The organism is Cupriavidus basilensis, assembly GCF_000876015.1.
Taxonomy (GTDB): Bacteria; Pseudomonadota; Gammaproteobacteria; order Burkholderiales; family Burkholderiaceae; genus Cupriavidus; species Cupriavidus basilensis_B.
Map to the genome: position 1 here is coordinate 208680 of NZ_BBQM01000022.1, position 13271 is coordinate 221950.

The 13271-nt window shown below is 68.7% G+C and carries 13 protein-coding genes; 6 read left to right on the top strand and 7 right to left on the bottom strand.

Annotated elements, in window-relative coordinates:
• Nucleotides 1–58 precede the first annotated feature (58 nt).
• The 3 genes from KF708C_RS24335 to mutL all read right to left on the bottom strand — a co-directional run bounded on the left by KF708C_RS24335 (nucleotide 59) and on the right by mutL (nucleotide 3684).
• Nucleotides 59–568 (bottom strand): GNAT family N-acetyltransferase, encoded by a 510-nt coding sequence (locus KF708C_RS24335; RefSeq protein WP_059413544.1) that lies wholly within the window; start codon nucleotides 566–568, stop codon nucleotides 59–61.
• A 115-nt stretch (nucleotides 569–683) separates the two neighbouring features.
• Nucleotides 684–1652 (bottom strand): tRNA (adenosine(37)-N6)-dimethylallyltransferase MiaA, encoded by a 969-nt coding sequence (gene miaA, locus KF708C_RS24340; RefSeq protein WP_059413545.1) that lies wholly within the window; start codon nucleotides 1650–1652, stop codon nucleotides 684–686.
• A gap of 16 nt (nucleotides 1653–1668) precedes the next feature.
• Entirely contained in the window at nucleotides 1669–3684 is a 2016-nt protein-coding gene (mutL, locus tag KF708C_RS24345) for a DNA mismatch repair endonuclease MutL (protein WP_059413546.1), read from the bottom strand.
• A 133-nt stretch (nucleotides 3685–3817) separates the two neighbouring features.
• Here mutL and KF708C_RS24350 point away from each other — a divergent pair, with 133 nt between their 5' ends.
• Nucleotides 3818–4444, top strand: a complete 627-nt coding sequence (locus KF708C_RS24350; protein ID WP_369796869.1) for a VTT domain-containing protein — start codon at nucleotides 3818–3820, stop codon at nucleotides 4442–4444.
• A 24-nt stretch (nucleotides 4445–4468) separates the two neighbouring features.
• Here KF708C_RS24350 and KF708C_RS24355 read toward each other — a convergent pair whose 3' ends face one another.
• On the bottom strand, nucleotides 4469–5317 hold the full coding sequence (locus tag KF708C_RS24355) for a SirB1 family protein (protein ID WP_020201742.1): 849 nt from the start codon (nucleotides 5315–5317) through the stop codon (nucleotides 4469–4471).
• 188 nt (nucleotides 5318–5505) lie between these two features.
• On the bottom strand, nucleotides 5506–7059 hold the full coding sequence (murJ, locus tag KF708C_RS24360) for a murein biosynthesis integral membrane protein MurJ (protein WP_059413547.1): 1554 nt from the start codon (nucleotides 7057–7059) through the stop codon (nucleotides 5506–5508).
• Between the two features lie 381 nt (nucleotides 7060–7440).
• Here murJ and rpsT point away from each other — a divergent pair, with 381 nt between their 5' ends.
• Nucleotides 7441–7707: a 30S ribosomal protein S20 gene (rpsT, locus tag KF708C_RS24365; RefSeq protein WP_020201740.1), complete on the top strand. Its 267-nt coding sequence runs from the start codon at nucleotides 7441–7443 to the stop codon at nucleotides 7705–7707.
• A 276-nt stretch (nucleotides 7708–7983) separates the two neighbouring features.
• Here rpsT and KF708C_RS24370 read toward each other — a convergent pair whose 3' ends face one another.
• Nucleotides 7984–8283, bottom strand: coding sequence for a DUF3579 domain-containing protein (locus KF708C_RS24370; protein ID WP_020201739.1), 300 nt, complete (start codon nucleotides 8281–8283; stop codon nucleotides 7984–7986).
• Between the two features lie 402 nt (nucleotides 8284–8685).
• Here KF708C_RS24370 and argF point away from each other — a divergent pair, with 402 nt between their 5' ends.
• From argF to ppnP, 3 genes are all read left to right on the top strand, one after another.
• A complete protein-coding gene (gene argF, locus KF708C_RS24375) occupies nucleotides 8686–9609 on the top strand; it encodes an ornithine carbamoyltransferase (protein ID WP_059413548.1) in 924 nt (307 codons plus the stop codon).
• A gap of 197 nt (nucleotides 9610–9806) precedes the next feature.
• Nucleotides 9807–11036 (top strand): argininosuccinate synthase, encoded by a 1230-nt coding sequence (locus KF708C_RS24380; RefSeq protein WP_029043329.1) that lies wholly within the window; start codon nucleotides 9807–9809, stop codon nucleotides 11034–11036.
• Between the two features lie 157 nt (nucleotides 11037–11193).
• Nucleotides 11194–11505 (top strand): pyrimidine/purine nucleoside phosphorylase, encoded by a 312-nt coding sequence (gene ppnP, locus KF708C_RS24385; RefSeq protein ID WP_020201736.1) that lies wholly within the window; start codon nucleotides 11194–11196, stop codon nucleotides 11503–11505.
• 82 nt (nucleotides 11506–11587) lie between these two features.
• On the opposite strand, the gene murB is transcribed toward ppnP, so the two are convergent.
• The gene (murB, locus tag KF708C_RS24390) at nucleotides 11588–12631 is read right to left on the bottom strand and encodes a UDP-N-acetylmuramate dehydrogenase (RefSeq protein ID WP_059413549.1); all 1044 of its coding nucleotides are present in this window, start codon (nucleotides 12629–12631) and stop codon (nucleotides 11588–11590) included.
• A gap of 153 nt (nucleotides 12632–12784) precedes the next feature.
• On the opposite strand from murB, the gene KF708C_RS24395 reads away from it, so the two are divergent.
• Nucleotides 12785–13270, top strand: coding sequence for a YajQ family cyclic di-GMP-binding protein (locus tag KF708C_RS24395; protein WP_020201734.1), 486 nt, complete (start codon nucleotides 12785–12787; stop codon nucleotides 13268–13270).
• Nucleotide 13271 lies beyond the last annotated feature (1 nt).

The window sequence follows — 13271 nt, forward strand, 5'->3', positions numbered from 1 at the left end:
CCGCGCGAGCTAGCCCAAACAACGCGCAAACCGGCGGTGGCTCTGCAACTGCGCCAGTTCAGCCAGCCACCCCCATCTTCGCCAGCGCGTTGCCGGTCACGCGGCAGATGCGCCAGTCCGGCAGCACGTCGGCGCCCATCGCGCGGTAGAAGTCGATCGACGGCGTGTTCCAGTCCAGCACGGTCCATTCGAAACGGCCGCAGCCGCGCTCGACCGCCAGCGCCGCGAGGTGCCGGAGCAGCGCCTTGCCCATGCCGTGGCCGCGCCAGGCCGGGTCCACGTAGAGGTCTTCCAGGTAGAGCCCGCGCCTTGACAGGAAGGTCGAGAAATTGTGGAAGAACAGGGCGAAGCCGACCGCCTGCGGGCCTTGCGCGCCGGGCACTTCCACCAGCACCGCCTCGGCCAGCGGGCGCGCGCCGAACAGCGCTTCCTCCAGCTTGCGCGGCGTGGCTTCGACCAGATGGGTCAGCTTTTCGTATTCGGCCAGCGCGGAGATCAGCGTGAACAGGGTTTCGCAGTCGGCGGCGGTGGCGGGGCGCAGGGTGAAGGCGGGAGCGGAGGCGGGCATGGCGGGTCGCGGGATCGTCAGTCGATAAGCGGCGATTATCGCGTATCCATCACTTCGGCTCCGATTCGGTCCCGATTGCGATGCCGCTGCGGCATTCAGGCGGCGCGCCGCCTCGTCATGCCTGCCCGATGCTTGCCAGCCGCGCCACCTGCGCCGCGTAGTCGGGCGCGAGGCAGTCCACCACCTCGCGCTCGGGCGTGCTGCGCAGCCAGGTCAGCTGGCGCTTGCAGAGCTGCCGCGTGGCGGCGATGCCGCGCTCGCGCATGGTGGCGTAGTCGGTTTCGCCGTCGAGGTATTCCCACACCTGGCGGTAGCCCACGCAGCGGATCGAGGGCAGCGTCGGCTGCAGGTCGCCGCGCGCGCGCAGGCGCTCCACTTCCTCGATGAAGCCGCCGGCCAGCATGGCGTCGTAGCGCGCCGCGATGCGCGCGTGCAGCGCGGCGCGGTCGGACGGCTCGAGCGCGATCACGCGGTAGCGCCGGTCGGCGGCGCCGGCGAAGGCGCGCTCGTCGGCCTGGCGCGCCAGCAGCGCCGACATGGGCTGGCCGGTGAGGCGGTGGATCTCCAGCGCGCGCTGGATGCGCTGGGCGTCGTTGGGTGCCAGCCGCGCGGCGGTGACGGGATCGACCTGGGCCAGCATCGCGTGCAGCGCCGGCCAGCCGCGCGCGGCGGCGAGCGCGTCGAGTTCGGCGCGCACCGCGGCGTCGGCCTGCGGCAGGTCGTTCAGGCCCTGCGTGAGCGCCTTGTAGTAGAGCATGGTGCCGCCCACGATCAACGGCGCGCGGCCGCGCGCGCGGATCTCGCCGATCAGGCGCTCGGCATCGGCCACGAACTGCGCGGCCGAATAGCTCTCGGCCGGGTCGATGATGTCGATCAGGTGGTGCGGCACCGCGGCCAGTTCGGCGGCGGACGGCTTGGCGGTGCCGATGTCCATCCCGCGGTAGACCAGCGCCGAGTCGAGGCTGATGATCTCGACCGGCGCGCGCGCGGCCAGCGCCAGCGCGGCGGCGGTCTTGCCCGACGCGGTGGGGCCGAGCAGGCAGACGACGGGCGCGGCGTGGCCGGCGGAGGCGGGGGCTGTCACGGCGGGCGCGGCGGGCTTACTGGCCGCGCAGGAACAGCCGGTCCAGCTCGGCCACCGACAACTGCACCCAGGTGGGCCGGCCGTGGTTGCACTGGTCGGCGCGCTCGGTCTGCTCCATCTGGCGCAGCAGCGCGTTCATCTCTTCCACGGTGAGCTTGCGGTTGGCGCGCACCGCGCTGTGGCAGGCCAGCGTGGCGAGCAGCTCGTTCTGCCGCTCGGCCAGCACGCGCGAGCCGCCGAACGACTGCAGGTCGCGCAGCACGTCGCGCGCCAGCGCCTCGGTGTCGGCCTGCTTGAGCAGCGCCGGGATGGCGCGCACCGCGAGCGTGGTGGGCGACACCGGCGCGATGTCGAAGCCCAGCAGCGCGAGCGTGTCCTGGTGTTCCTCGGCGGCGCCGATCTCCACCGGGCTGGCGGTCAGCGTGACCGGGATCAGCAGCGGCTGCACGGCGAGCTCGCGCGCGTCGAGCGCGGTCTTGATCTGCTCGTAGAGGATGCGTTCGTGGGCGGCGTGCATGTCGACCAGCACCAGCCCGCGCGCGTTCTGCGCGAGCACGTAGATGCCGTGCAGCTGGGCGATGGCGAAGCCGAGCGGGTGGGCGTCGTCGGCCGCGGATTCTTCCCGCGGCGGCGCCGTTTCGAGCAGGCCGGGCGGGTCGTTCTCGCGGGCGGCACGGGCATCGGCCAGCCAGGCCGGCGGCGTGCCGGCGCCATCCGCATGGCCGCCGGGCGCCGGCGCGGCCGGGCGCGCGAAGCCGCCGCCGGGCTGGATCGCGTCGCGCACCATGCCGAGGTAGGCCTGGCGCGGCTGCATGACGCCGAGCTCGGTCTGGCGCGCGGCGGCGGTGTAGTCGACCCAGGGCCGCGCGCCGGCACCGCTGCCGGCACTGATGCCGCCGCCGGGCGCGCCGCCCCTTGCCGGCAGCGCGCCGCCGAAGCCGCCGCCGAGGCCGCCACCGCGCGGCGGCGGGGGCGCCTCGGCATCGCCGGTCGTGCTGTGCAGGCTGTCGCCCTGCGCGCCGGCCTGGCGGGCCAGGCAGCGCTGCACGGCGTGGTAGACGAACTGGTGCACCGCGCGCGATTCGCGGAAGCGCACCTCGATCTTGGACGGGTGCACGTTCACGTCCACCATTTCCGGCGGCAGGTCCATGCACAGCACGTAGGACGGGAAGCGGTCGCCGTGCAGCACGTCCTGGTAGGCGCTGCGCACCGCGTGGGTGAGCAGCTTGTCGCGCACGTAGCGGCCGTTGACGAAGAAGAACTGCTGGTCTGGGCGGCCGCGCGAGGCGGTCGGCAGGCCGGCGAAGCCGTACAGGTGCAGGGTGTCGGCTTCCTCGTCGAGCGGCAGGCGGGCGCGCGCGAAATCGGCGCCGAGCACCTGCGCCGTGCGCGTGGCCACGTCGCCGGCGTTCCAGTGCTCCATCGGGCGGCCGTTGTGATGGACCGTGATGGCGACGTCCGGGCGCGCCAGCGCCACGCGCCGCACCATCTCCAGGCAATGCCCGAACTCGGTCTGCTCGGACTTCAGGAACTTTCTGCGCGCCGGCGTGTTGAAGTACAGGTGCTGCACGTCGACGGTGGTGCCGACGCCGCCGGAGGCCGGCTGCACCTTGCCGCTGTCGGCGGCGACCAGCGTGGCATGCGCGTCGTCGGCGGTGCGGCTGGTCAGGGTCAGCTCGGAGACCGAGGCGATCGAGGCCAGTGCCTCGCCGCGAAAGCCCAGCGTCAGCACGGATTCGAGCTCGTCGAGCGAGGCGATCTTGCTGGTGGCGTGGCGCATCAGCGCGACCGGCAGCTCGGCCGCGGGGATGCCGCAGCCGTTGTCGGCGATTACGATGCGGCGCACGCCGCCTTCCTCCAGGCGGATGTTGAGCTGGGTGGCGCCGGCGTCCAGCGCGTTCTCCAGCAGCTCCTTGACCACGGAGGCGGGGCGCTCGACCACCTCGCCGGCCGCGATCTGGCTGATCAACTGGTCGGGCAGCGGGCGGATGGGACGCAGGGGCTGGGCAGGGCGGATGGCTTCGGCGGGCATGGCGGAATTATACGTGCGCGTGCCCCTCGCCCGCAGGGCGCCGCAGGTGGCTTTGGCGCCGGTGCGGTCTTGTATGATGTCGGCTAGATCTAGAACGGGGATTCAATTGGACATCGCTTTGCAGTTCATCGACATGCTGCTGCACGTCGACAAATACCTTGGCACGGTCATCCAGAACTATGGCGGATGGGTCTATGCGATCCTCTTCGCCATCGTCTTTGCCGAGACCGGCCTGGTGGTGCTGCCGTTCCTGCCGGGCGATTCCCTGCTCTTCATCGCCGGCGCCTTCTGCGCCACGGGCGCCATGAACGAATGGGCGCTGGTCGGGCTGCTGCTGGTGGCGGCCGTGGGCGGCAATACCGTCAACTACCTGGTGGGCAGCTGGGTGGGCCCCAAGGTGTTCGACGGGCACTGGCGCTTCCTCGACCAGACGGCACTGCGCAAGACGCACAATTTCTACGAGCGCCACGGCGGCAAGACGCTGGTGATGGCCCGCTTCCTGCCGATCGTGCGCACCTTCGCGCCGTTCGTCGCGGGCGTGTCGCAGATGACCTTCGCCAAGTTCCAGCTGTTCAACGTGCTGGGCGCGGCCGCCTGGGTGCTGGGCCTGGTGTTCGCCGGCTACTTCTTCGGCAACCTGCCGTTCATCAAGCAGTACCTGAACCTGATCGTGCTGGCCGGCATCGGCGCGGCCATCGTGCCGCTGGTGCTGGGCGGGCTGTGGAAGCTGGTGCGCGGCGGCAAGCGCCGCACGTCCTGAGGCGCCGCGGCGCTCAACCGAAGCTCAGCTGACGCTGCGGCTCATCAGGCGCAGCGCCGGCATGCGGTCGCGGATCTGGGTGGTGTCGGCCGCGTCGGGCCGCGCCATCACGTAGGCTTCGAGGTCTTCGAGCGCCGGGCGGAAGCACTCCAGGTTGGCGTAGGCCAGGCCGCGGTCGCGCACTTCCTCGATCGAGCCCGGCAGCAGGATCACCAGCCGGTTCTGCACCGCCAGCAGGCGCTGCCAGCGCGATTCCTGCAGGTAGATCGACTTGAGGTTGCGCAGCACGCGCGCCACGATCTCGCGGTGGCTGGCCACCTGCAGGAACAGTCCCAGCGGCACCTCGTTGGGATCGGCGATGCCCTCGCGCTCCAGGTGCGGGTCCAGCATGTCCTGCAGCTGTTCCTTGGACAGCGTCTCGCCCGTGAGCGGGTCCACCACCACTTCGCCGGCCGGGATCGACATCCGCACCAGGAAATGGTTGGGAAAGGACACGCCCTTGAGCGGCAGGCCGATCTGCTGCCCCAGCTCCATGTAGAGCACCGCCAGCGAGATGGGAATGCCGCGGCGCTGCTTGAGCACCACGTTCAGGTAGGAATTGTCCGGGTCGTAGTAGTCGTTCGCGTTGGCGCCGAAGCCCAGGTCGCGGTAGAAGAAATGATTGAGCAGGCGCAGGCGCTGGATGGCCGGCGTGCCCTCGGCGACGCGGCGCTTGAGCCGGACCGCGAGCATGTCGAGCGCGGCCAGTTCCGACTGCAGGTCAAGGTCAGGATAGGCATCCTGGGCGATCGAGAGCACCGTCTCGGTCAGCGGGATGCCGTGCTCGTCTGCCACGAGGCTGGCGAAGTAGTCCAGGACTTTCGTGGTTGTCATCGCGGCATTCCCGAAGACGGCAGGGCGGCGGTCGCGCGGCCGCCCGCCCTGGCGCGGCCGCCTTGTCTCATTCTGGCACTCATTGTGGCACCACCTCGCTTGCCTTGACCCTGCACCGCACATGGCCATCCGGCTCTGCGCCGCGCACTCCTGGGCGCGGCATCCGGCGGATTGGCTGGCGGGGCTTCCTAGCCGGCTCTCCGCTTGAACGCGGAGTATCTCAGCCCCATGAGCCACAGTGTACCGAAGTAGACGACCGCCGCAAGTACCAGGCACGAGGCGAGCAGGGCGATGCGCAGCAGCGGCGTGGCGCCCAGGCCCACCCAGTCGAAGGTGCGGGCGAACCACAGCAGCATGCCGGCCAGCAGCAGCACGGCGGTCAGCAACTGGGCCAGGAACAGCAGCCAGCCCCGGGCCGGCGTGTAGAAACCGCGCCGGCGCAGGCCCAGGAACAGCAGCAGCGCATTGACCGTGGCGCCGAAGCTGATCGACAGCGCCAGCCCGGCATGGCCCATGCGCGGCACGAACACGTAGTTGGACAGCTGCGTGATCACCAGCACCAGCAGCGCGATCTTGACCGGCGTGCGGATGTCCTGGCGCGCGTAGAAGCCCGGCGCCAGGATCTTGATGAGGATCAGGCCGAGCAGGCCGGTGCCGTACGACACCAGCGCCTGGCGCGTCATTTCCACCGCGTGGGCGTCGAACTTGCCGTAGTTGAACAGCACCGCGGTCAGCGGCGTGCCGAACACGAACAGCCCCACCGCGCACGGCACCGCCAGCAGGAAGGTCAGGCGCAGGCCCCAGTCGAGCAGGCCGGAGTATTCGTCGCGGTTGCCCTCGGCGCTGGCCTTCGACAGGCTCGGCAGCAGGATGGTCCCGAGCGCCACGCCCAGCAGCGCGGTGGGGAACTCCATCAGGCGGTCGGCGTAGGTCAGGTAGGACACGCTGCCGGCGGCCAGCCGCGAGGCGATGTTGGTATTGATGATGAGGCTGATCTGCGCCACCGAGACCGCCAGCAGGGCCGGCGCCATCTGCCGCATGACGCGGCGCACGCCCGGGTCCGACCAGGCCGCGCGCAGGTTGAAGCTCAGCCGCGGCATCACGCCGAGCCGCCGCAGCGCGGGGATCTGCACCGCCAGCTGCAGCACGCCGCCGACCAGCACGCCCCACGCCTGCGCGTAGATCGGCTGCGCCATGCGCGGCCCGACGAACAGCGCGGCCGCGATCAGGCACAGGTTGAGCAGCACCGGCGTGAAGGCCGGCATGGCGAAGCGGCGCCAGGTGTTGAGGATGCCCGAGGCCAGCGCCACCAGCGAGATCAGGCCGATGTAGGGGAACATCACGCGCGTCATGAAGACCGCGGCGTCGTAGGTCTCGCCGCCCTGCTGGTGAAAGCCGGTGGCCACCACCAGCATCACCAGCGGCGCGCCGACCACGCCCAGCAGCGACACGCCCATCAGCACCCAGGTCATGACCGTGGCCACGGCGTCGATCAGCGCGCGCGTCTCGTCCTCGCCGCGCTTGCTGTGGTATTCGCCGAGGATCGGCACGAAGGCCTGCGAGAACGCGCCCTCGCCGAAGATGCGGCGCAGCAGGTTGGGGATGCGGAAGGCCACGTTGAAGGCGTCGGTCATGTCCGAGGCCCCGAAGGCGCGGGCGATCAGGATCTCGCGCATGAGGCCGGTGATGCGCGACAGCATCGTCAGGCTGCTGATGGTGGCGAGCGCTTTGAGCAGGTTCAAGGTGGTCGGCGGCAAGGGGGAGAGGCTGCGGCGGCATGCTGCCAGCCGTCGGGCGGACCGGCTTGAGACGCCGGGCGCGCGCCGAAGTTGCATCGGGGCCACGCCGGGCGCGCCGGTGTGGCGCGTATTATACGGTCCGGCCCGGCGGCTTCCCGCGCGCGGCCCCATGCGTCACCCGCACGTCACCCACCTGTCCGCCGATGCGGGCGAGCTTGCCACTGGCTTTTTCTTGTGTGTATAATTGCCGATTCACAAGGATAGTTGCGTTCCGGATTCGTGTGCCAGTGCATCCCGGGTCGCTTGATGTGCACTTAATTGTGCCTGCGGTTACGTCCCAGTACGTCCGTGGAGCACGCATCTGAATTCAGGAAATCTACTTAAATGGCAAATTCCGCACAAGCCCGCAAGCGCGCTCGCCAGGCCGTCGCCCAAAACGCTCACAACTCCAGCCTGCGCTCGCGTCTGCGCACCGCCGTGAAGGCCGTCCGCAAGGCCATCGAAGCCGGCGACAAGGCCGCCGCCGCCGAGATCTTCAAGAACTCGCAAGCGATCATCGACTCCATCGCCGACAAGAAGATCGTGCACAAGAACAAGGCTGCGCGCCACAAGTCGCGCCTGTCGTCGGCCATCAAGTCGATGGCTGCCTGATAGCGGCCGCGGCGCCGGGCTGGCGCCGGGCGCCTCCGGCCTCGTGCCGACCAGCATGGGTCGCGCCGGATAACCGGCGCGGAGCATGGCGGCACGGTGGATGGCCGGAACGCGGGATCGCCACGGCGCGGTTTCGCACAATGCAAGAAGCTCGTCATTCGACGAGCTTTTTTGTTTTCCGCTTTCCTTGCGCGCTGTCTTTTTCCTGGCCCCGGCGCCGGCCGCCCGGCAATCCCGCCGGCACCGCCGCGGCGATGCCGGTCCCGCGCGCTCCGCTCAGTCGAGCGAGCAGGCTTCGACCAGTTGCAGGTTGTTGTCGCGCGCGAAGTTGAGCACGAAGTCGAGCGCCTTGGGTTCGATGTCGCGCAGCCGCACGTCGACCACCACGGTCTTGACGTTGCCCGTCATCACGGGCCGCACGTAAGGCGAGTAGGTGATGCGGGGGTCCCCGGTGTCTCCCTCGGGGCGGAATTGCGCCATCACGCCGCACAGCCGCTCTGCCCAGTCGCTCGGACGGAAGGTCTTGCCTTCCCTGGTGATGCCTTGGATGAAATATTCGCGAACGATGGGCTTCATTGGACTGCGGGGATAAGACGGGTGACTCGACGGTAAACCCGCCAGACTTCGTCCAGACGCAAAGCCCGTTTGACGCGGCCGGGAAACGTTTGGTTCGTTTCTTTTCCAGGCCTGGACAGCGGGGCGTCGGTGTCGGCGGGGGCACTTTTGATGCCGGCGGCGGGCAGCGGCATCGGTATGCCTGGCCCCGCGTGAATCAGCCAGTATTATATCTTATATAAGACCTGAGCATAAGCTCCGGGGCCACCTTCGCGCGCCCCGCAGGCTCGCCAAAGCAGGAATAATCCCTTATGATTCTTGCAGTTAAATTGCGCAAGCGACGCGAAAGGCGGCTCCGCGGCATGCTCAGGCCATGAAACCCTTCATGGCGGCGTGCCCCCACCGAGCCGCCTTCTTTGTTTTATGAGCCCAACTTCGATCAAGCATTACCTCCAGTTCAGCGACCTGACTCCCGACGAGTACGAGTACCTGCTGGACCGCGCGCGGATTCTGAAGGCCAAGTTCAAGAATTACGAGACATGGCACCCGCTGCACGACCGCACGCTGTCCATGATCTTCGAGAAGAATTCGACCCGCACGCGCCTGTCGTTCGAGGCCGGCATCCACCAGCTCGGCGGCCACGCGGTGTTCCTCAACACGCGCGATTCCCAGCTCGGGCGCGGCGAGCCGATCGAGGATGCGGCGCAGGTGATCTCGCGCATGGTCGACATCATCATGATCCGCACCTTCGGCCAGGAGATCATCGAGCGCTTCGCCGCGCATTCGCGCGTGCCGGTGATCAACGGGCTGACCAACGAATACCATCCCTGCCAGGTGCTGGCGGACGTGTTCACCTACATCGAGCAGCGCGGCAGCATCCGCGGCGAGACCGTGGCGTGGATCGGCGACGCCAACAACATGGCCTACACCTGGATCCAGGCGGCCGAGCGGCTCGGCTTCAACTTCCATTTCTCGGCGCCGCCGGGCTACCAGCTCGACCCGGCGATGGTGCCGGCCTCGGCCGCGCACCTGGTCAACGTGTTCGCCGATCCGCTGGCCGCGTGCCAGGGCGCGGACCTCGTCACCACCGACGTGTGGACCAGCATGGGCTTCGAGGCCGAGAACGACGCGCGCAAGCGCGCGTTCCAGGACTGGATGGTGACCACGGTCATGATGGACCGTGCCAATCCCGACGCGCTGTTCATGCACTGCCTGCCCGCCCACCGCGGCGAGGAAGTCGAGGCGGCGGTGATCGACGGTCCCAAGAGCGTGGTGTGGGAAGAGGCCGAGAACCGCCTGCACGTGCAGAAGGCCCTGATGGAATACCTGCTCTGCGGCCGCTACTGAGCGGGGCGCCGGCCGGGAACGCCGCGCGCAGCGCATGGCGCACATCCGGCGCGCCGGCGCCGCGGCCCCGCGCGGCCTGAGGGCCGGAAGTGCCGCCCAAGCCCGGGCGGACGTGTCAAAATAGCGGTTTTCCGCATCAATTTCTCGCGTGTCCGGCAACCATGCCGGCCGCGCTTACTTTGCGCATCGAGTCGAACATGAGCGATATCAAGAAAGTCGTGCTTGCCTACTCCGGCGGGCTGGACACTTCGGTGATCCTGAAGTGGCTGCAGGACACCTATCAATGCGAGGTGGTCACCTTTACCGCCGACATCGGCCAGGGCGAGGAACTCGAGCCGGCCCGCCAGAAGGCGCTCAAGTTCGGCATCAAGCCCGAGAACATCTTCATCGACGACCTGCGCGAGGAATTCGTGCGCGACTTCGTCTTCCCGATGTTCCGCGCCAACGCGGTCTACGAAGGCGAATACCTGCTCGGCACCTCGATCGCGCGTCCGCTGATCGCCAAGCGCCAGATCGAGATCCTGCGCAGCACCGGCGCGGATGCCGTGTCGCACGGCGCCACCGGCAAGGGCAACGACCAGGTCCGCTTCGAGCTGGGCTACTACGGCCTCGAGCCGGGCGTGAAGGTCATCGCGCCGTGGCGCGAGTGGGACCTGCTGTCGCGCGAGAAGCTGCTGGCCTACGCCGAGAAGGCCGGCATCGACATCGACATGAAGCACAAGAAGGGCGGCGCGCCGTACTCGATGGACGCCAACCTGCTGCACATCTCGTTCGAAGGCCGCCACCTCGAAGACCCCAAGGCCGAGGCCGAGGAAGACATGTGGCGCTGGACCGTGTCGCCCGAGAATGCGCCTGACGCGGCCGAGTACCTCGACATCGAATTCGACGGCGGCGACATCGTCGGCCTGAACGGCAAGCGCCTGTCGCCGGCCGAAGTGCTGACCGAGCTGAACCGCCTCGGCGGCAAGCATGGCATCGGCCGCCTGGACCTGGTGGAAAACCGCTACGTCGGCATGAAGAGCCGCGGCTGCTACGAAACCCCCGGCGGCACCATCATCCTCAAGGCCCACCGCGCCATCGAGTCGATCACGCTCGACCGCGAGGTCGCGCACCTGAAGGACGACCTGATGCCGCGCTACGCCAGCCTGATCTACAACGGCTACTGGTGGAGCCCGGAACGCCGCGCGCTGCAGGTCCTGATCGACCACACCCAGGCCAAGGTCAACGGCTGGGTCCGCGTCAAGCTGTACAAGGGCAACGTCATCGTGGTCGCGCGCGACTCGAAGGACACGCTGTTCGACAAGACCATCGCGACCTTCGACGACGACGGCGGCGCCTACAACCAGGCCGACGCCGGCGGCTTCATCAAGCTCAACGCGCTGCGCATGCGCATCGCCGAGAACGCGCGCCGCCAGCGCGGCGAGTAACGCCCGCAGACGGCTACCGGCCTGGCACGGGCCGGCAGCAGATGGCAGCAGGGAAGAGGGGCCGCCACGGCCCCTTTTTTTTGCGCCGCGCCGCTGCCGCCGCTATCGCCGGCACCGCCCCCAGAGACACCCAGAACCGCATCAAAGGAGAAAAAGCATGAGCCAGTTCGACAACGTTTCCGTCGTCAAGAAAGCCAACCTCTACTTCGACGGCAAGTGCGTCAGCCACACCGTGCTGTTCCCGGACGGCACCCGCAAGACGCTGGGCGTGATCTTCCCCGCCGCGCTGACCTTCAACACGGGCGCGCCGGAAATCATGGAAATCAACGCGGGCAGCTGCCGCGTGCGCCTGGCCGGCGAGGCGCAGTGGAACACCTACGGCGCGGGCCAACGGTTCGACGTGCCGGGCAACAGCAGCTTCGACATCGAAGTGCTGGAAACCCTGGACTACGTCTGCCACTTTGCCTGAAGCACGCGCCTGAAAAGCGCGCTCGAAGGACGCACCCGAAGGCCGCACCCGAAGCACGGCGCCGCGCCCGCCCGGGCGCGGCCTAGAGGATGACCGGCTCGGGCTCGATGCGCACGCCGAAGCGCGCCGCCACCGTCTCGGCGATGCGCTGCGCCAGCGCCAGCAGTTCCTGCCCGTTGCCGCCGCCGTGGTGCACCAGCACCAGGGCCTGCTTGCCGTACACGCCGACCGCGCCGTCGCGCAGGCCCTTGAGGCCGCACTGGTCGATCAGCCAGCCGGCCGCCAGCTTGTAGCTGCCGTCGGGCTGGGCATGGCTGACCAGCCCGGGATGCCGGGCCAGCAGCGCGTCGCGCTGCGCCGCGCTCACCACCGGATTCTTGAAGAAGCTGCCCGCGTTGCCGATCTCGGCCGGGTCGGGCAGCTTGCGCGAGCGGATCGCGATGATCGCGTCGCGGATGCGCGCGGCGCTGACCGGCGCGTTTGACGCATCCGACGTATCTGGCGCATCCGGCCCCTGGGCGATTTCCCGTGCCAGTTCCGCGTAGCCGAGCACCGGCTGCCACGGCCGCGGCAGCCGCAGCGTGACCGCGGTGATGATGTAGCGGTCGCGGCCCTCGGCCTTGAACAGGCTGTCGCGGTAGGCGAAGCGGCACTGCTCGCGCGTGAGCGTGACGAATGCGCCGGCCTGGCGGTCCCAGGCACGCAGGCTGTCGAAGCGCTCGCGCAGCTCCACGCCGTAGGCGCCGATGTTCTGGATCGGCGCGGCGCCGGCGGTGCCGGGGATCAGCGCCAGGTTTTCCAGGCCCGGCATGCCGTCGGCGATGGTGCGGCAGACCAGCGCGTGCCAGTTCTCGCCGGCGCCGGCCGTCACCAGGAAGGCGTCGTCGGCCGCGCGGGCCGCGTAGCCGGGAATTTCCATCAGCAGCACCAGCGCGTCGAGGTCGCGCGTGAGCACCACGTTGCTGCCGCCGCCCAGCACCACCAGCGGCAGCCCCTGCGCGCGCGGGTCGGCCAGCGCCTGCCGCAAGTCGGCCTCGCTGCGCACATGCGCGGCGAAGCGCGCGCGCACGTCGAATCCCAATGTATTGTGGCGGCGCAGGGGATAAAATTCGTGGAAATCTGCCATGCAAGGGAAAGGTGAAGCGGCGGCCGCGCGGCGGCGCCGGACTGCAGGGTAGGCTGGATTATACGTAAGCGCCGCCGTCGGCCCACCGCGGGCGGGCGGCGCTACACCGCAACATCAGCAACATCAGCAACAGGCAAGACAAGGAGAGTGCAAATGCCGTCGTTTGACGTAGTGTGCGAAGCGAACATGGTCGAGGTGAAGAACTCGGTCGAGCAGGCCAACAAGGAAATCACCACCCGTTTCGACTTCAAGGGATCGGACGCGCGGGTCGAGCACAAGGAAAACGAGCTGACCGCGTTCGCCGACGACGATTTCAAGCTCGGCCAGGTCAAGGACGTGCTGATCAACAAGATGGCCAAGCGCAACGTGGACGTGCGCTTCCTCGACTACGGCAAGACCGAGAAGATCAGCGGCGACAAGGTCAAGCAGGTCATCACCATCAAGAAGGGCGTCACCGGCGACCTGGCCAAGAAGATCGTGCGCCTGATCAAGGACAGCAAGATCAAGGTGCAGGCCAGCATCCAGGGCGACGCGGTGCGCGTGTCCGGCACCAAGCGCGACGACCTGCAGAACGTGATCGCGCTGCTGCGCAAGGACGTTCCCGAGGCGCCGCTGGACTTCAACAACTTCCGCGACTGAT

Coding starts and splice junctions, on each gene's coding strand:
- KF708C_RS24335 (WP_059413544.1), bottom strand. CDS start 568: ATGCCCGCCTCCGCTCCCGCCTTCACCCTGCGCCCCGCCACCGCCGCC.
- mutL (WP_059413546.1), bottom strand. CDS start 3,684: ATGCCCGCCGAAGCCATCCGCCCTGCCCAGCCCCTGCGTCCCATCCGC.
- KF708C_RS24350 (WP_369796869.1), top strand. CDS start 3,818: ATGCTGCTGCACGTCGACAAATACCTTGGCACGGTCATCCAGAACTAT.
- KF708C_RS24355 (WP_020201742.1), bottom strand. CDS start 5,317: ATGACAACCACGAAAGTCCTGGACTACTTCGCCAGCCTCGTGGCAGAC.
- rpsT (WP_020201740.1), top strand. CDS start 7,441: ATGGCAAATTCCGCACAAGCCCGCAAGCGCGCTCGCCAGGCCGTCGCC.
- KF708C_RS24370 (WP_020201739.1), bottom strand. CDS start 8,283: ATGAAGCCCATCGTTCGCGAATATTTCATCCAAGGCATCACCAGGGAA.
- argF (WP_059413548.1), top strand. CDS start 8,686: ATGAGCCCAACTTCGATCAAGCATTACCTCCAGTTCAGCGACCTGACT.
- KF708C_RS24380 (WP_029043329.1), top strand. CDS start 9,807: ATGAGCGATATCAAGAAAGTCGTGCTTGCCTACTCCGGCGGGCTGGAC.
- ppnP (WP_020201736.1), top strand. CDS start 11,194: ATGAGCCAGTTCGACAACGTTTCCGTCGTCAAGAAAGCCAACCTCTAC.
- murB (WP_059413549.1), bottom strand. CDS start 12,631: ATGGCAGATTTCCACGAATTTTATCCCCTGCGCCGCCACAATACATTG.
- KF708C_RS24395 (WP_020201734.1), top strand. CDS start 12,785: ATGCCGTCGTTTGACGTAGTGTGCGAAGCGAACATGGTCGAGGTGAAG.